Below are 17521 nucleotides of genomic sequence, written 5' to 3'. Positions count from 1 at the left end.
TCCTCACCGCACCGAAGATCACAGAAATCCGCGACCCGCGCATCCCGAAATAGCGTGCATTTGGGACGTTTAGCGGACGGGGCGGAACGTTTCATGCGGGCGTGTAACATGGCAGGAAACAACGCCGGCCGGCTCCGGACACCACAGGCCCGGAGCCGAGAGGTTTCCGCCTATCGCCCCAGTTGCGGCAGGTCGCGGAAAAGATCGAGCGCTTCCTGGTTCTTGACCTCGCGACCGTGCACCACGTCGCGCATCGCGAGCTCGGAGATCTTGCCGGATTTGGTGCGCGGAATGTCGTCGACGGCGACGATGCGGGCAGACACGAGGCGCGGAGATGCGCCGGACCGGATGCGGGCCTTGATCGATTTCTCGAGCGCCTCGTCCAGCACCAGATGATCCTCGGCGAGCTTGACGAAGAGAACGACGCGCACGTCGTTGTCCCAGGATTGGCCGATGGCGAGGAACTTGATCACCTCCGGCATCTGCTCCACCTGGTTGAAGATCTCCGCCGTGCCGATGCGCACGCCGCCGGGATTGAGCGTCGCATCGGACCGACCGTGGATGATCATGCCACCGTGCTCTGTCCATTCGGCGAAGTCGCCGTGGCACCAGACATTGTCGAAGCGCTCGAAATAGGCGCCATGGTACTTGCTGCCGTCCTCGTCGTTCCAGAACATCACCGGCATGGAGGGAAAGGGTCGGGTGAAGATCAGTTCGCCCTTTTCTCCCCTCACCGGCTTGCCGTCGTCGTCCCACACGTCCGTCGCCATACCGAGGCCGGGGCCCAGGATCTCGTCGGTCCAAACGGGCTTCGTCGGGATACCGAGCACGAAACAGGCGGCGGTGTCCGTTCCCCCGGACATGAAGGTCAGATGGACACCCGGCTTGATGGCTTCATAGACGTAGCCGAAGCTTTCCGGGGCAAGCGGTGAGCCGGTCGAGGTGAAGGTGCGCACGGTGGAGAGATCGTGCGTCTCCATGGGTCGCAGCCCTTCCTTGCTCAGCGCGTCGATGAACTTTGCCGACGTGCCGAACAGGGTCATGCGCTCGTCTTGCGCGTAATCAAACGGCACCGAGGGGCCGGGAGCGAAGGGCGAGCCGTCGAAGAGCAGCAGCGTGAGTTCGCTGGCAAGGCCCATCACCAGCCAATTCCACATCATCCAACCACAGGTGGTGAAGTAGAAAAGCCGGTCGCCGGGGGCAAGATCGCAGTGGAAGCGATGTGCCTTCAGATGCTGCAACAGCATACCGCACGCGCAATGGACGATGCATTTGGGAATGCCGGTCGTGCCGGAGGAAATAGGATGTAGAGCGGATGGGTCATTTCCAGCCGCTCGAAGGTGACGGGAAGAGCCTTGAACGGCGCCAGGAAATCATCGAGCGCAACGACTTTCGGCAGACTGGCCGCGACCGTTTCCGCCTCGCCCATATACGGCACGATGACAGCAGCCTCGAGTGTGGGCAGACCAGGCACGATTTCCGCCAGTTTCCCGGCGATCTCGATGCGCTCGCCGTTGTACCAGTAGCCGTCGCAGGCGACGAAGACCTTCGGCTCGATCTGGCCGAACCGGTCGAGCACGCCGCGGGTGCCGAAATCGGGCGAACACGACGACCGGATGGCTCCGAGCGAGGTGGCGGCCAGCATCGCGGCGATAGTCCCGGGCATGTTGGGCATCATGCCGGCAACCCGGTCGCCGATACCGACACCCGCCGCCTTCAGCGCCTGCTGCAAGCGCGAGACGAGGGCGTGCAGTTCGTCCCATGACAGGCGGCGCTCCACCTTGTCCTCGCCGCGAAAGACGAGGGCACCCTCCGGCCCGCTCTTGCGCAGCAGATTTTCCACGAAATTGAGCTTTGCGTCGGGAAAGAACACCGCTCCCGGTATGGCCTCGACATTTTCCACAAGCCGCTCGCCCTTTTCGCCGATAACGACACAAAAATCCCAGACCGCATCCCAGAATGCGCCGGATTCCGCCACAGACCAGGCGTGCAAGGCATCATAGTCGGCGAGCTTCGGCGCGCCGCGCTCTTCGACAAAGGCGATGAACTTGTGGATAGTGGATGCTTCGACGCGCTCCGGCGTCGGAGCCCACAGCGGCTCGTTCTGATTCATGCGATCCCCTCCAGCGCCGGCTCAACCTGACGCTGGTCAAGGTCGGCCCGCAGGGACCGCCGGAGCAGACAGGTCTCTCATGTGTGCACAATGCGTTCCGATTAGCATTGTCAAATAAAGCGGACAAGCGTGTAACCGCGCAACAAATCGCTTGCGATAGCGCCCGAGACTTCCTATGCCGCCGTCATGGCGTAATCTCGCGCGATTGCAGGGAAAACCGATGAAACGCTGGCTGATTGCCGCCAGTCTCGCAGTCCTGGTCATCGCCGCCTTTTTCGCGGCACTGCCGCTGCTGGTGTCCACGGAACTCGCCAAGGACCGCATCGCCGCCATCCTGTCGGACTGGCTGGGCACGGAAGTGGAGGTCGAAGGCCGCCCGCACGTCACCTTCTCCGCCGGTCTGTCGATGGTGCTGCCGGGTGTGCCAGCGCGTAACGCCGCCCAGGAAATGACCGCCCATTTCGACGCCGTGGAAGCGGAAATCAAGTGGTTGCCGCTCCTCAAGGGCCAGATCGTGCTGTCGCGGTTCCTGCTGCGCAAACCCGAAATCGTCGCCGATGCGGGCTCGTCAGTGTTCGCGGTAACCAACCTGCGACGTAACCCGTCCCAATGGCCGTTCGCCACCAAACAATCTGCGCATCGAAGACGGCAGTGTCACCATTCTTGAGCCGGGCGATAGCGAGGAACGCATTTCGCGGATCAACGGAACGCTGTCCTGGCCGGAGGCACACGGCGAGGCGGCACTGTCAGCCTCCTTCATCTGGCACGAGGAGCCGGTGGAGTTGCGCGCCAGGCTTTCCGACACGGCCGTCTTCTCCGGTTCCGGCGAGGGAACGCTCAACCTGTCGCTCATCTCCACGCCGCTTCGCGCCGATTTCGAGGGCGTGCTGCTGGGGTCGGGCAATCTGCAGGCGAACGGACAGGCCTCGATCGTGGCGCCGAACCTGCGCCGGTTGCTCGCCTGGACGGGACGGGATCCCGGCGAAGGCGCAACGCTCGGGCCCTTCTCGCTGGAATGCGAAGCGCGCGCCAATGCGGACGGGGTGGTTCTCGACCGCACCAACGTGAGCTCGACGGCAACGTGGGCAACGGGTTGATCGCACTCGACTGGCGCGGCAAGCGACCCTCCGTCCAGGGAACGCTCGACTTCGAGAAGCTCGATCTTTCCGGCGACTTCTCCGAATGGCTGCATGGCGCGGATCTTGAGAAGATGAGCGGCTTCGAGATCCCCGTGGCGGAGATGGCGGCGGCCGATATCGACGTGCAGCTTTCCGTCCGCCAGGTCCGGATCGGAGCAGCGCGCATCGGGCGCACGGCCGCCTCCTTCCTCATCCGAGGCGGGAACATGGCGCTGGAGATCGGAGAGGCCGTGCTTTACGGCGGCCGCATCACCGCACGTCTTGCGACGACCACCGAGCACAGCGGCGATCAGGACGACAGCCCCGCCAAGACGGTTTCGGTAACCAGCGATCTCACCGCGCACGACATAGACCTCAGCACGTTGCCGCTCGATGCCTGGAAAACGCGGCCGATTGCGGGGACGGCGCAAGGCTCTCTCAATCTCTCCGCATCAGGCCTGACCGTCGGAGACCTCGCTGCCTCGGCCAAGGGACGCGTGACCGCATCGGCCGACACCGCCGCCTCGGAAGAGCTGAGCCGCCGACGCACTTACGACGATGGGGCCGCCAGGCGTTCGTCGCGCTGGCGTCAGATCTCGCGGCGTTTGGTGGTGATCGAGGCTGTCACCACGCCAACCGTCACCAGCCCCACCAAGATCGTGCACACCGCGTTGATTTCCGGCGTCACGCCGAGGCGGACCTGCGAATAAATCTTCATCGGCAAGGTGGTTGCGCCCGGTCCCGTGGTGAAGCTGGCGATAATCAGATCATCCAGCAACAGGGTGAAGGACAGCATCCAGCCCGCAAGAACGCCGGGCAGGATCAGCGGCAGGGTGATGAGGAAGAAGGTCTTGACCGGCGGACAGCGGAGATCCATCGCCGCCTCTTCCACGGAACGGTCGAAGCCGACGAGGCGCGACTGGACCACCACGGTGACGTAGCACATGCAGAACGTAGTGTGGGCGAGCATCACCGTCCAGAAACCGCGGTCCTGATTGATCGTCACGAAGAGCAGCAGCAGCGACAGACCTAGGATCACGTCGAGCATGACGAGCGGCACGTAGACCATGCCGGAAAACAGCGACCGGCCCGGAAAGCGCCCCATGCGCGCCATGACCAGAGCCCCGATCGTACCCAGCACCGTGGCGATGGTCGCGGCCGAAAAGCCGACCCGCAAGGTCACCCACGCAGCATCCAGAAGCTGCTGATTGTGCAGCAACGCGGCATACCACTTGGTCGAGAACCCGCCCCACACCGTCACCAACTTGGAGGCGTTGAAGGAGAAGATCACCAGGATCACGATCGGCAGGTAGAGGAAGGCGAAGCCGAGCACGATGGAGGTGATGTTGAACCAGCTTATACCGCGATTCATGCAATTCCCCCTCATGTCGCCCGCATGCTCCCTCACCTCTCCCATGGGGAGAGGTCGGCGCGAACGTGCCGGGTGAGGGGATGAGAGATCTCCGTATCCACGAGAGGCCGACACCCCTCACCTTAGCCCTCTCCCCATGGGAGAAGGGAACAAGTGGCGACCTCACGAACCTCTCAGCACTCACCCTCATCCGTCGCGCTCCTGCATCTTCTACTGCTGGTTCTGGAACAGCACGATCAGAATGACCAGGATCACCGCCACGGCGGAGGCGACCGGCCAGTCGAGGTTGCGGAAGAACTCCACCCACAGTGTCTTGCCGATCATCAGTGTATCGAACCCGCCGAGGATGTCCGAGATGACGAATTCGCCCACCGCCGGGATGAAAACCAGGAAGCAACCAGCCGCGATGCCCGGAAGCGAAAGCGGCAGAGTGACCTGCCAGAACGCCTTCCACGGCGGGCAGCCCAAGTCTTCGACCGCCTCCAGAAGGCTCATGTCGAGCTTTTCCAGCGTGGCGTAGAGCGGCAGCACCATGAAGGGCAGATAGGAATAGGCGATGCCGATATAGACCGCCCAGTTGGTGTTGAGGATGATCAGCGGCTCATCGATGACGCCCAGCCACAACAGAAACTGGTTGAGCAATCCTTCGTTCTTCAGGATGCCGATCCAGGCGTAGACGCGGATCAGGAACGAGGTCCAGAACGGCAAGATCACCAGCATGACCAGCGTCGCACGCCAGTGGGAAGGCCCGCGCGCCATGCCGTAGGCCAGCGGATAGCCGACCAGGAGCGATATGACCGTCGAGATGCCGGCGATCATGATGCTCGACAGGTAGGACTTCCAGTAGAGATCGTACACGGTCAGCCAGACGTAGTTGTCGAAGGAGAATTGCGAGAACGCATCGCGGATGCTCGCCCAACCTTCGGCCAGGTCGATCGTCGGCGAATAGGGAGGAATGGAGATCGCCGACTGCGAGAATGAGATCTTGATGACGATCAGAAACGGAATGAGGAAGAAGAACAGCAGCCAGGCATAGGGGAGGGCAATGACCAGCCACCTGCCGCCCAGCTTCTGCGCCAGTTGTGTACGACCGAGCCCTTGGAGCAAACCGCGCATCGCCGCCTCCCCTAGTTGCGCAGGATGACACCGGCATCGCGGCGCCAGGTCATCCAGACCTTGTCATCCCAGGTCAGCAGACGTTCCACCAGCCGCGTCACGTTGGCGATACCGGCGGGCAGGCTCTGCCCGGCCTCGGTGCGGCAATGGAGCGTGGAGACATCGCCCAGATAGCCGATATCCCAGATCTCCGCCTCCACGGCGAATTCCGCCGTCTCGAGCCTGTCCAGCGAGACGACAATCTTTTCCGGCCGGATGCCGAAGGCGACCGTGTCGCCGATCTCCGCCGAGGTCGTTTGGCCGACCTCGAAATCGATGCCGAAATCGTCGGCGTGAAGGCGGGTCGTCTCGCCGTTCTTGGCCATCACCTTGCTCTCGATCAGGTTGATGTCGCCGATGAAGTCGGCGGCGAACCGGAAGTTCGGGTTCTCGTAGATCTCGGCGGGAGTGGCGACCTGAACGATATGACCGGAATCCATGACCGGGATCCGGTCGGCGACCGTCATCGCCTCCTCCTGATCGTGGGTCACGATCAGGAAGGTCATGCCGAGCTCCATCTGCAGGTCGGTCAGCTCGAACTGGGTTTCCTCGCGCAGCTTCTTGTCGAGGGCGGCAAGCGGCTCGTCGAGCAGCAGAACCTTGGGGCGCTTGGCGAGATAGCGAGCGAGCGCGACGCGCTGGCGCTGGCCGCCGGACAACTGGTGCGGCTTGCGCTTGCCGAAAGGCTCCAGCTGACGAGGCGCAGCATTTCCGCCACGCGCTCGGCGATCTCAGCCTTCGGAAAACCGTCCTGCTTCAGTCCGAAGGCAATATTGGCCTCCACGCTCATATGCGGAAAGAGCGCATAGGACTGGAACATCATGTTGACCGGCCGCCTGTAGGGCGGAATGCCTGCCAGATTCTGGCCGTCGAGGTAGATCTCGTCCGAAGTCGACCTCTCGAAACCGGTCAGCATGCGCATGAGAGTGGTCTTGCCGCAGCCCGAGCCGCCAAGAAGCGCGAAGAACTCACGCTCGTAGATCGTCTGACTGAGGTTGTCGACTGCGGTGAGTTCCCCGAACTTCTTGGTGAAATCACTGAATTCGATAAAGAGACGCTGCTCGGGGTCGTCCCACGGCGCAAAGGTCCGTCTGATCGGACCGATCGGTTTCTTTGCCAAGTCCCCACCCCTCTCGCACTACGAGAATTCGATCCTTCGGGCCGGTGGTGTGAAGCTGCCCATCCTTCGTAATACAGCCTTCGGCGGTTCCTCAGGATGACGTTATCGTGTTGTAATTTCTATGAGATCATCCACACACACAACGTCATCCTGAGGAGGGCCGAAAACCCGTCTCAAAGAATGGCAGGCCTCACGTCGACCCGAACTGCGCCCGGCATTTCAGCTCCGGCGGCGGCGGCACCCCGCCGCCGCCGGAGGCAAGTTCGTCTCTACTGGTCGCTCTTGACCAAGGTCCACTCGCGGGTAACGGCCCGCTTCACCTTCGTCGGATAGGCGGTGACGGTGTAGAGGTCGCCCATTGTTTCGTTGTCCGGATAGATAGCCGGATCGCCGATCACGTCGTCGTTGAGGAACTCCTTCGACGCGAGATTGCCGTTGGCGTAGTAGACGTAGTTCGACGCCTTGGCGATCACTTCCGGCTTCATGATGTAGTTCATGAAGGCGAGCGCATTTTCCGAATGCGGCGCATCGGCCGGGATCGCCATCTGGTCGAACCACATCAGCGCGCCTTCCTTCGGAATGAAGTATTCCACCGTCACGCCGTTATCGGCCTCGGTCGCACGATCGCGGGCCTGAAGCATGTCGCCCGACCAGCCCATCGCGAAACAGATGTCGCCGTTGGCCAACGCGTTGATGTTCTGGGAATTGTGGAACTTGCCGATGTAGGGACGGATCTTCTTCCACAGCTCCGCTGCCTCGCGGATCTGGTCCACGTCCTTGCTGTCGGGGTCATAGCCCAGATAGTTGAGCGCGACGGGGAACACCTCCGTCGGCGCATCGAGAATGTAGATCCCGCACTCGGAAAGCTTCTTGGCGTTTTCCGGATCAAACAGCAGGGACCAGCTGTCGACGGGCGCATCATCGCCCAACACAGCTTTGACCTTTTCCGGGTTGTAGCCGTAGCCGTAGCCGGTCGTGCCCCACATGTAGTTGATGGAGTAGAGATTGTCCGGGTCGTACTTCTGGACCCGCTCCTGGATCTCCGGCCACATGTTCTTGATGTTGGGAAGCTTCGACTTGTCGAGCTTCACGAAGACGCCGGCCTGGATCTGGCGCGAGAGGAAGGACCCGGTGGGCACCACGACATCGTAGCCCATGCCGCCTGCCAGCAGCTTGGTTTCCAGCGTCTCGTTGGAATCGAACACGTCGTAGACGACCTTGATGCCTGTCTCCTTCGTGAAGTCCTCCAGGATCGATTCATCGATATAGTCGGATCAATTGTAGACGTTGACGACCTTGTCTTCCTGCGCAAGCGCGTTGCCGGCGACGAGCGCGACGGCGGCAACGGTTGCGGTAAAGAGGATGCGCATGTCTGAAGCTCCCGTTTAACCAGTTTCGGACCCTTCAGGCTGTGCCATGCCCGCCGGGCCGCGATGGTTAGTTCCCGAACGCCGAACCTAGATCAAGCGAAGCGTCGGTGGAATCACTTACTTGCGAAAAGTCACGGCGTTTTTATTCGCCACGGGTTCTTTGCGGCCCGCTAGGCGTTTCCGGCGATAGCGCGTGGCGGATCCTGGCGCTTTCCCAATCCCTCCAGCATGCCTGCGAGTACTCCGATCAGCACCAGATAGGGATTGGCGTCGGCGCCCGCGATCCGGTGCTCGATACGGCGCTAAGACGGCCCGCCGGGCGGCACGCGAAGCGCCACGGAACGGTTGTCTTAGCCCCAGGTGATCGAGGTCGGCGCATAGGAGCCCGGCTGCATGCGGCGGAAGCCGTTGAAGGTGGAGATGCAGAGAAGCTGGCTTTCCTCCATGGTCTCCAGAAGATCGGAAATGGCGTGGCCGAGCCGTTCCTCGCCCACCTGCGGATCGGCGAAGATGTTGCCATACGCATCCTCCAACGAGACGTGAACGTGCATACCGTTGCCCGGCCATTCCACGAAGGATTTGGCCATGAAGGACGCCTTGAGCCCGTGCTTGCGGGCAACCCCGGTCACCAGACGGCGCAAGAGCACCGTATTGTCGGCCACCGTCAGCGGATCGCGGCGGTGTGGTGCAGGTTCAGCTCGAACTGGCCGGGAGCAGCTTCGGAGATGGCCGCATCGGCGGCAATGTTCTGCTCGTCCGCACCGCGGCGGATCTCGTCGACCAGAGGCATCAAGGCCTCCAGATCGGAGAGCGCATACATGTTCTGACGGGCAGGCCCGCGATGGGTCGAGAAGACCGGGCGCGGTTGCCTGCCTTCCGGCTCTTCCTCGAAGAGATAGAATTCCAGCTCGAAGGCGCAGGTGGCGGTCACGCCGAACTCGCGCAGACGCGCCGCCATTCCAGCCAGCACGTGCCGGGAGTCGATGTCGAAGGGCGTGCCGTCGCGGTCATACATGGACAGCAGAACCTGCGCGGTCTTGCGCTCCGCCCAGGGCACGAGCTGCAGGGTTTCCGGTACCGGCCAGCACAGGCCGTCCTTGTCGCCGGTTTCGATGTGAAGGCCCGTTTCCTCCACCTCGCGGCCCCACACATCGAGGCCGAAAAGCGGAAACGCGACCCGTCCTCGACGATCTTGGGCAGGTTTGCTCCCGGCAACCACTTGCGCGCAGCACCCCGTTGGTGTCGGGAAGGATCACCCCGACGATGTCGAGGTCGAGATGGGCGGCAAGAAAGCGCTCCGCAGCTTCCATCATATTGCCATCCGGCGCATTAAACTCAGCGCGGGCCAAAGGACGCATTCAACACCCCCACCCCGGCGTTTTCACGCCATCAAACGCTTCCGCAGACGATTGCCGTGCGGACAAAAATGTGATCACGTATCGGCAAACCTGTCAATCAGTGCACAACGCAAGGGCAGACCCAAGAGATATGCATGCGAAGAGGGGATCGCCTTGCCAACCGGCTCATTGCCGCGCTTTCGCGCCGATGCAGGCCCCAATGACGGCTCCGGTTCCAGCCCGGGTGTCGAGACGTCGGACCTCGTTCCGTTTTCCCGGTGCCCAGAATTGAGGGTTCACGTCGAAGGAGCCCGCCCATGAGCAGCGAGTCGAGCGAAACGGAAACGCATTCGGGCAACGTCACCGTCGCACGCAACCGGGTGCCGTCAGCGGTGCGCGATGCGCTGCTGACCGGCGGATTCGTGCCCGGCAACGCGGTGACCTTGCGCGGACTGGCATCGAGGCTCGGCGTTTCGCCGATGCCGGTGCGCGAGGCGATCCGCGCGCTTGCGGCGGCCAATGCGCTGGATATCTTGCCCAACGGCCACATTCGTGTGCCGGCCATGACACGGCGGCGCTTCAACGAATTGCTGCATACCCGCGTCCTGCTCGAACCGCATCTGGCGACCCTTGCCATTCACGACCTTTCCAGGGCCGTTCCCGACCTCGTGCGGGTCGACGACGCCATCGACGAAAACCTCGTTAACGGCGACGTCACCGCCTATATGCGCCACAACCACGAGTTCCATTTCCGGATCTATCGCGCGGCCGGATCGGAGATCATCCTGCCGCTGGTGGAGCACGTCTGGCTGCAATTCGCCCCCTTCATGCGCACCGTTTACGCCCGGATCGGCACCTCCGCGCTGGAAGACCGGCACAAGGAGGCCATCGCGGCGATTAAACAAGGCGATAGGGAAGCGCTGCGCCTGGTGATCGAACGCGATATCCTGGACGGCATGGGTCTGATCGGCCGCTCCGTGCCCGAGGCGCCGGAAACCGAAGACGTACCGCGAACGTTGCGGAACGGATCGGTAGCGGGTGCCGCATCCGGAATCCGGCCCGATTGACAATTTTCGGAATGTGATCACAATTTGCACACCGTCCGCGGTTCCGACGAGACCCTTCATGCATGCGCCCGGCCCACGGCTGCAGGCCATGCCCCATTCGCGGACGACACGAAAACCCGAACCCGAGGACTTACCGTGAGAGATACGCCCGAAAGCGCCGAAAACGACACAACGAACTCCGTTCTCGGCGTGGCGACAATTGACGAAGCCCAGGCCTGGCTCAGGCGACGTCAAATTCAGGATATCGAGTGCATCGTGCCCGATCTCGCCGGCATTGTGCGCGGCAAGATGATGCCGACGGAGAAATTCTTCTCCGGCCCGGTGATGAGCATGCCCGCCTCGATCTTTGCGCAGACCATTTCCGGCGACTATCCGCCGGATGACGAGCGCTTCAAGCACAACCCGACCGATGGCGACCTGTTCTTCGAGGCCGACTATTCCACCCTCGCCGTGGTGCCGTGGGAGACCGACCCGACCGCCCAGCTCATCCACGATGCGGTGACCCAGGAAGGCGCGCCGGTGGGAACCGCACCGCGCAACGTCCTGAAGCGCGTGCTCGCACTTTACGAGAAGGACGGACTGGAACTGGTGGTCGCGCCGGAAATCGAGTTCTATCTCGTCAAGCCGAATACCGATCCCGACTATCCGCTGACCCCGCCGGTGGGCCGTTCGGGCCGCCCGGAAGTGGGGCGCCAGTCCTATTCCATCTCCGCGCTCAACGAGTTCGACGATCTCATCGACGACATCTACGATCTATCGGAAGCGCAGGGACTGGAGGTCGACACGCTCATCCACGAGGAGGGCGCGGCGCAGATGGAGATCAACCTGCGCCACGGCGCGCCGCTGGAACTGGCCGATCAGGTGTTCCTGTTCAAGCGTACCATCCGAGAGGCCGCCCTTCGCCACGACATGTACGCCACCTGAGCGGCCAGCCGGGTTCGGCGATGCATATCCATCAGTCGGTCGTCGACAAGGAGACAGGGCGCAACATCTTATCCGACGAGGAAAGCGAAACGACAACGGAATTCCTGTCGTTCATCGCCGGGCATCAGGAATTTCTGCCCGCCGTGACCTGCATCACGGCGCCCTACGTCAATTCCTACCGCCGCTTCATGCGGCGCAACTCGACCGCGCCGTGCAACGTCTTCTGGGGCCACGACAACCGCATCGTCGGCCTGCGCGTCCCCAATTCCAAGGCGAGCGCGCGACGGCTTGAGAACCTGGTGCCGGAGTCGGACGCCAACCCCTATCTCACCATTGCGGCCTCGCTCGCCTGCGGCTGGCTCGGCATGAAGAACGACCTCAGACCCGATGCGCCGCGCACCGGTTATTCCTCCAACGGCCACTTCACGCTGCCGCGCGGACTGACCGAGGCGCTGACCCTGTTCGAGCAGTGCGACGAATTGATGGAGGTCTTCGGCGAACGTTTCCGTCGCCACCTACCGCGCCATCAAGCAGGAATAGTTCGAAACCTTCATGAGCGTGGTCAGCGCATGGGAGCGTGAATATCTGCTGCTGAACGTCTGAGGGGGAGAGTTCGAAAACTTCTCCCTCCCCCTTCGAGGGGAGAGATCAGGGACGGAGGGCCCCCGCAGAAACGCGAGGACTCTCCCTCCCCAACCAATACCAATGACACCGTCCTTTGGAGTGCCTGCCATGAACGTGAAGTTCAACATCTATCCCACCAAGGCGCTACAGGAACTCGATGCGGCGCATCATCTGCATCCCTTTTCGGAACACCGGACGCTCAATGCGGAAGGCTCGCGCATCATCACCCATGCGGAGGGCGTGTGGCTGACGGATTCGGAAGGCAACCGAATCCTCGACGGCATGGCCGGGCTGTGGTGCACCCAGATCGGACACGGACGACACGAGGTGGCGGATGCCGTTCACAAGCAGAACCTAATTCCGGTCATCCGGCCTGTTGTGCGGCCGCGCTCACCAATCTCTCCATCCTGCAGAACGAGAAGATCGTGGACCGGGTGCGCGACGACATCGGCCCTTATCTGCAGAAGAAGTGGAAGGCGCTCGGCAATCATCCGCTGGTGGGCGAGGCACGCATGGTCGAGCTCGTCGGCGCGCTGGAGCTCGTCAAGGGCAAGGGCGACCATATCGAGCGTTTCGAGAATGAAGGAACGGTCGGAACGATGGCGCGCGATTTCTCCTTCTCCAACGGACTGGTGATGCGCACGGTTCGCGACAGCCTGATCATCTCGCCGCCGCTGGTGCTGTCGCACGACGACGTGGACGAGTTGGTCCGGATCGCCGAAAAGACCCTCGACGACACCTATGCCACCCTGAAACGCGAGGGTCAGATCAGCTAACCGAAGCAATTCGGAGATTTGATCGGGAACAAGGAAAGGACAGCATACCTGACCGATCCTTCGGGACGCGCTCCGCGGAGCGCTTCTCGGGATCGCGTTGTGTGTTTTGTCAGATTCTTCAATAATAACAACAAGATGACGTCCTCTTGAGGAGACCCGTCCGGGCCGTCTCTACAGATCGGCTGCGCACCCTATCCTCCCCGATCTCTTCGCCGCTTTCGATCGTCCCCATTATCCGCATGAGGCTTTCGTTCATATCCGCGCCTTCCTACGATCCGACGTCCCATTACACTGCCACCGTCAACGAGGACCGGCTCCGTCCGGCACTCAGCGAAAGCCTTGAAGCCGATGTCTGCGTCATCGGCGGCGGCTTCACCGGGGTAACAGCTGCTCTCGAACTGGCCGAAAAGGGATTTTCGGTCGTCCTGTGCGAGGAAAAGCGCATCGGCTGGGGGGCGTCGGGGCGAAACGGCGAGCAGCTTCATTCCGGTCAGCGGCGCGACCAGCACTGGCTTGAAACACATGTGGGCAAGGACGAGGCGCGCTTCTTCTGAAACATGGCACAAGAGGCCAAGCAGATCGTCAAGGAGCGTATCGCCCGGCACGGAATCGAGTGCGACTGGGCGGACGGACTGATCCACGCGGTTCACAAGAAGAAGTGGCTGGAAGAAGAACAACGCGACGCGGAACGGCTTGCGCGGGACTACGACTACGACGCCATCACCCTGCTGGACCGCGATAAGCTTGCCGCCGCCATCGGCACCGACGTCTATTTCGGCGGCTATCGCGACGGGGAAGCCAGCCACCTGCATCCGCTCAATTTCGTTCTCGGCATGGCGAAGGCGGCGGAAACGGCCGGGGTCCGGATCTTCGAAGCAAGCCGCGTCACCAATATCGGCAAGGGACAGCCGGTCACGGTGAAGACGGAAGCGGGCGAAGTGCGCGCGCAGCATGTGGTCCTGGCGGCGAACGGCTACCTGAACGGACTGGCCCCCCATACCGAGGCGCGCGTCCTGCCGATCAACAACTACATTCTGGCCACAGAGCCTTTGGGCGAACGCGATCCCATTCCCGGCAACGAGGCGGTCGCCGACAGCCGGTGGGTCGTCCACTACTGGCGCATGAGCCCCAACCGACGGCTGATCTTCGGCGGCGGCGAGACCTAAACGCGCAGCTATCCGGCCGATGTGGCCGGGTTCGTTCGGCGGCACATGGCGAAGATCTATCCGCAATTTGCGGATGTGCGCATCGATCATGCCTGGGGCGGCACGCTGGCGATCACGGCAAGCCGGATGCCCTATTTCCGCAGGCCCAGACCCGGACTCTATGTCACAGGCGGGTTCTCAGGCCACGGCGTGAGCATCGCCAACCTTGCCGGACGGCTCGTCGCGGAAACGGGGAACGGGGATGCAACCCGCTTCGATACCTTCGCAAAACTGCCGATGATACCCTTTCCCGGGAGGAAATTTCTCAGAACGCCCATTCAGGCGCTGGCGATGACGTGGTCCTCGTTGCTGGACCGCATCTGAGACGTAGAGGCAATTTTCCAGACCTCTACGTCCGCACGCAGATGCAACCTAGAATGGTCAATTAAGACCGCTTTAATCCGATTGTGTTTCCTACTGACCGCAACGTTCCGGGGAGGTTATTGGACGGATCCCTCGAAGCGCCGGTCTGATTTTCGGGTGTAGTCGGCTTTGAAGGGGCTGAATACATCGAGGAGGAAGTTACAGCCATTCAGCATGCGCTTGCGGGGATGAAGCCCGAACACGGCGAAGCTGCACAATTTTTTGCCGGAGAAGTCGTCGCTGGAGCGCGACGTCCGTCCGGAAGTGACACGGGGCCTGCCCATGGACACGTTATTGCTCGTCGAGGATTCGAGTTTTTTCGAGAAGGCTGTCAAACGCAGCTTCCGCCGTTCGGACGGGTTTGACATCGTTGTCGCCAAGACCTGCGCCGAGGCGCAGGAAATCCTCCGGGAAAACGCATCTCTTTTTTCCGTCGCCCTCGTCGATATTTCCCTGCCCGATACGAGCGATGTTGAATCGGTAGATCTGACGACGTCCTTCGGCGTGCCAACCATCGTTTTCTCCAGCCGTTTCGATCCCGCACTGCAATCCCGGCTCTTTGCCAAGGGCATCGTCGATTATGTGCTCAAGGACAGCCCGGCCAGTCTTTCCTATCTGCGCGAGCTTGTGCTGCGCTTGCGTGCCAATCGTGGCATCGGCGCCCTGCTCCTGGAAAGCTCGGGCGCGCCGCTCGGCGATGCGGCGAAACAGTTGCGCCGTCTCCAGCTCTCGCTGACCCGCGTCACCGACCCGACCGACAGGCTGCATCAGCTCAATACCCACGATCACATCCGTCTTCTGGTGCTCGATCAGGACCTGTCGCAGGTGGACGCGATCGAGCTGATCAAGCAGGTGCGCCTGCGTCGCGGGCCGGAAAAGGTGGCGATCGTCTCGCTGACGCACGGCGAAGACCAGACGGACATGGTGCGGCTTCTCAAGAGCGAGGCCAACGAGGTGCTGGCGAAAAACTGCCCGCCGGAGGAATTCCTGCTTCGCGTCGGCCAGAACCTCGACACGATCGACCGGATCCTGAAGCTGACGGATGCGGCCAACCATGACGCCATGACCGGACTTCACAATCGTCGCTTCCTGTGCGATGCGGGAACGCGCGCCTATGTGGAATGCCGGTGCAACAACCACCCTACTCCGGTGGCACTGATCGACATGGACCGCTTCAAGCAGGTCAATGACCGCTACGGCCACGAGGCGGGAGACCTGCTGATCAAGAACCTTGCCGACGACCTCACCGCGGCGTGCGGCGCCAGCATCATGACGGTGCGGCTGGGCGGCGACGAATTCTGCATGCTGATGCCGGGCTGCAACATCGAAGAAGCCAGAAGCTACTGCGCGGCCGTCTACAAGCGTTTCTGCGCGCGCGGTCTGGTCTTTGACGGGGAGCCGCCGGAGGTGACGCTCTCCATCGGATCGTCATCCGGATACGAAGACGATCTGGAAGAGGCGATCCGCGCAGCCGACGAGCAGATGTATCTGGCCAAGCATTACTGCCGCGGCCGGATCGTCGTGAAGGACGGCGGGGCGTGCGCGCCAAGCCAGATGGAACGCATTCTGCTCGACGTGTGAGCGCGAAAATCGTCAGGCCGACGGGACGGCAACCTTCTCAAGCCCGTATTTCTTCATCTTTTCGTAGAGCGCCTTGCGCGACAGGCCGAGCGCCTCGTACGTGGCTTTGATGGAACTGTCCCGGCGCTTCAGTTCGGCCGCGATCAGCGCCTTTTCGTAATTTCCCACCCGCACCGACAAGGGCGTTCCGGCGGCGGCACCGTCTTCGGAGACGTCCGCCGCATCGTCGGTGATCTTGTCCACGCCGAGCACGAAGCGGTCGGCGACATTGCGAAGCTCGCGCACGTTTCCCGGCCATTCGCGCGACACCAGCGTCGCGATCACCTCCGGCGTCAGATCGGGGATTTCCAGGCGATAGCGGGCGCGAGCCTCACGCGTCAGATGATGGAAGAGCAGCGGAATATCCTCGCGCCGATCGCGCAAAGGCGGGATGTCGAGGGTCATCAGGCTGAGCCGATAATAGAGATCGCGGCGGAACCGGCCCGCCTCGCTCTTTTTTCCAGATCGACCTTGATGGTGGCAACGAAACGCACGTTCAGATCAATCGTCTTGTTGGAACCCAGCCGCTCGATTGACCGATTCTCGATGACGCGCAGCAGCTTGACCTGCGATTCCAGCGGCATCGACTCGATCTCGTCGAGAAAGACCGTTCCCCCGTGCGCGTGTTCCAGCTTGCCGATGCGCTGGCGCGAGGCACCGGTGAAGACGCCCTGCTCATGGCCGAAAAGCTCCGATTCGATGATGTCGGCGGGAAGTGCGCCGCAGTTGAGAGCGACGAAGGGCCTGTCCTTGCGCACGCCCTCCTCGTGCAGCCCGCGCGCGACCACTTCCTTGCCCGAGCCCGTCTCGCCGAGGATCAGCACGTCGGCATCGTTGTCGGCCAGCGCCTTGACTGCGGTCCGCAAGCGTTCGATCCCGGGCGAGCGCCCGACAAGCCGGGCGGCAAGCCCGGCCGTATCGCCCAGTTGCTCGCGCAGGACCCGGTTCTCCAGGACCAGACGACGCTGATGCAGCGCCCGTTCAATGACCGCTGACAGCCACGCCACCGGAAAGGGCTTTTCCATGAAGTCGTAGTCGCCGGCGCGAATGGCCTCAACCGCCAACGGCACGTCGCATTGCCGGTGATCAGGATCACCGGCAATGCGGTATCGATTTCGAAAGTGGCCTTCATCAGCGCAAGGCCGTCCTGTTTCGGCATGCGGATGTCGGTGACGAGCACGCCGTAAAAGTCTCGCGAGATGAGATCGAGCACGCCTTCCGCGCTCGAATAGGCTTACACCCGATGCCCGGCGAGTTCCAGCCCCTGCGCCAGAGCTTCGCGCAGGTCGACCTCGTCGTCGACGAACAAGACGGTTGACTGGTCCATTCGTGAAGCCCCGTTGCCATGAAAGCGCAC

At 62.2% G+C, this 17521-nt stretch carries 10 protein-coding genes and 7 pseudogenes; 8 read left to right on the top strand and 9 right to left on the bottom strand.

The genetic code is table 11. The features are described 5' to 3' along the window. Positions 1–170: 170 nt before the first annotated feature. Positions 171–2113, bottom strand: a pseudogene (locus QNJ43_RS03820) (acetoacetate--CoA ligase). Positions 2114–2333: 220 nt separating this feature from the next. On the opposite strand from QNJ43_RS03820, the gene QNJ43_RS03815 reads away from it, so the two are divergent. Next, positions 2334–2780 (top strand): hypothetical protein, encoded by a 447-nt coding sequence (locus QNJ43_RS03815; RefSeq protein WP_300467504.1) that lies wholly within the window; start codon positions 2334–2336, stop codon positions 2778–2780. Positions 2781–2889: 109 nt separating this feature from the next. Beyond that, complete coding sequence (locus QNJ43_RS03810; RefSeq protein WP_300467502.1) at positions 2890–3210, top strand: hypothetical protein; 321 nt, start codon at positions 2890–2892, stop codon at positions 3208–3210. Between the two features lie 610 nt (positions 3211–3820). On the opposite strand, the gene QNJ43_RS03805 is transcribed toward QNJ43_RS03810, so the two are convergent. The 6 genes and pseudogenes from QNJ43_RS03805 to QNJ43_RS03780 all read right to left on the bottom strand — a co-directional run bounded on the left by QNJ43_RS03805 (position 3821) and on the right by QNJ43_RS03780 (position 9398). After that, positions 3821–4603 (bottom strand): ABC transporter permease, encoded by a 783-nt coding sequence (locus QNJ43_RS03805; protein ID WP_300467500.1) that lies wholly within the window; start codon positions 4601–4603, stop codon positions 3821–3823. A 210-nt stretch (positions 4604–4813) separates the two neighbouring features. Next, complete coding sequence (locus QNJ43_RS03800; protein WP_300467498.1) at positions 4814–5719, bottom strand: ABC transporter permease subunit; 906 nt, start codon at positions 5717–5719, stop codon at positions 4814–4816. A gap of 11 nt (positions 5720–5730) precedes the next feature. Further along, a pseudogene (locus tag QNJ43_RS03795) lies at positions 5731–6878 on the bottom strand (ABC transporter ATP-binding protein). 269 nt (positions 6879–7147) lie between these two features. After that, positions 7148–8248 (bottom strand): annotated as a pseudogene (locus QNJ43_RS03790) (polyamine ABC transporter substrate-binding protein). A gap of 170 nt (positions 8249–8418) precedes the next feature. Continuing rightward, positions 8419–8877 (bottom strand): annotated as a pseudogene (locus tag QNJ43_RS03785) (hypothetical protein). A gap of 35 nt (positions 8878–8912) precedes the next feature. After that, positions 8913–9398: a hypothetical protein gene (locus QNJ43_RS03780; protein WP_300467496.1), complete on the bottom strand. Its 486-nt coding sequence runs from the start codon at positions 9396–9398 to the stop codon at positions 8913–8915. Positions 9399–9902: 504 nt separating this feature from the next. Here QNJ43_RS03780 and QNJ43_RS03775 point away from each other — a divergent pair. Continuing rightward, positions 9903–10652, top strand: coding sequence for a GntR family transcriptional regulator (locus QNJ43_RS03775; RefSeq protein ID WP_300467494.1), 750 nt, complete (start codon positions 9903–9905; stop codon positions 10650–10652). A 189-nt stretch (positions 10653–10841) separates the two neighbouring features. After that, positions 10842–12179 (top strand): annotated as a pseudogene (locus QNJ43_RS03770) (glutamine synthetase family protein). Positions 12180–12344: 165 nt separating this feature from the next. Here QNJ43_RS03770 and QNJ43_RS26720 read toward each other — a convergent pair. Continuing rightward, positions 12345–12545 (bottom strand): hypothetical protein, encoded by a 201-nt coding sequence (locus tag QNJ43_RS26720; protein ID WP_346432862.1) that lies wholly within the window; start codon positions 12543–12545, stop codon positions 12345–12347. On the opposite strand from QNJ43_RS26720, the gene QNJ43_RS26715 reads away from it, so the two are divergent. From QNJ43_RS26715 to QNJ43_RS03755, 4 genes and pseudogenes are all read left to right on the top strand, one after another. Continuing rightward, positions 12471–12836: a hypothetical protein gene (locus QNJ43_RS26715; RefSeq protein ID WP_346432860.1), complete on the top strand. Its 366-nt coding sequence runs from the start codon at positions 12471–12473 to the stop codon at positions 12834–12836. The genes QNJ43_RS26720 and QNJ43_RS26715 overlap by 75 nt on opposite strands. After that, positions 12800–12976 (top strand): hypothetical protein, encoded by a 177-nt coding sequence (locus QNJ43_RS26710; RefSeq protein ID WP_346432846.1) that lies wholly within the window; start codon positions 12800–12802, stop codon positions 12974–12976. The genes QNJ43_RS26715 and QNJ43_RS26710 overlap by 37 nt, the downstream gene beginning before the upstream one ends. A 239-nt stretch (positions 12977–13215) precedes the next feature. Then, a pseudogene (locus QNJ43_RS03760) lies at positions 13216–14505 on the top strand (FAD-binding oxidoreductase). 261 nt (positions 14506–14766) lie between these two features. After that, positions 14767–16125 (top strand): diguanylate cyclase, encoded by a 1359-nt coding sequence (locus tag QNJ43_RS03755; RefSeq protein ID WP_300467493.1) that lies wholly within the window; start codon positions 14767–14769, stop codon positions 16123–16125. 12 nt (positions 16126–16137) lie between these two features. On the opposite strand, the pseudogene QNJ43_RS03750 reads toward QNJ43_RS03755, so the two are convergent. Next, positions 16138–17491 (bottom strand): annotated as a pseudogene (locus tag QNJ43_RS03750) (sigma-54 dependent transcriptional regulator). Positions 17492–17521: the final 30 nt, after the last annotated feature.

Origin of the sequence: Breoghania sp. (assembly GCF_030066895.1) — a bacterium.
Taxonomy (GTDB): domain Bacteria; phylum Pseudomonadota; class Alphaproteobacteria; order Rhizobiales; family Stappiaceae; genus Breoghania.
Note: the sequence above shows the minus strand (reverse complement) of the source record. Positions and strands in the feature narration are given on the sequence as shown.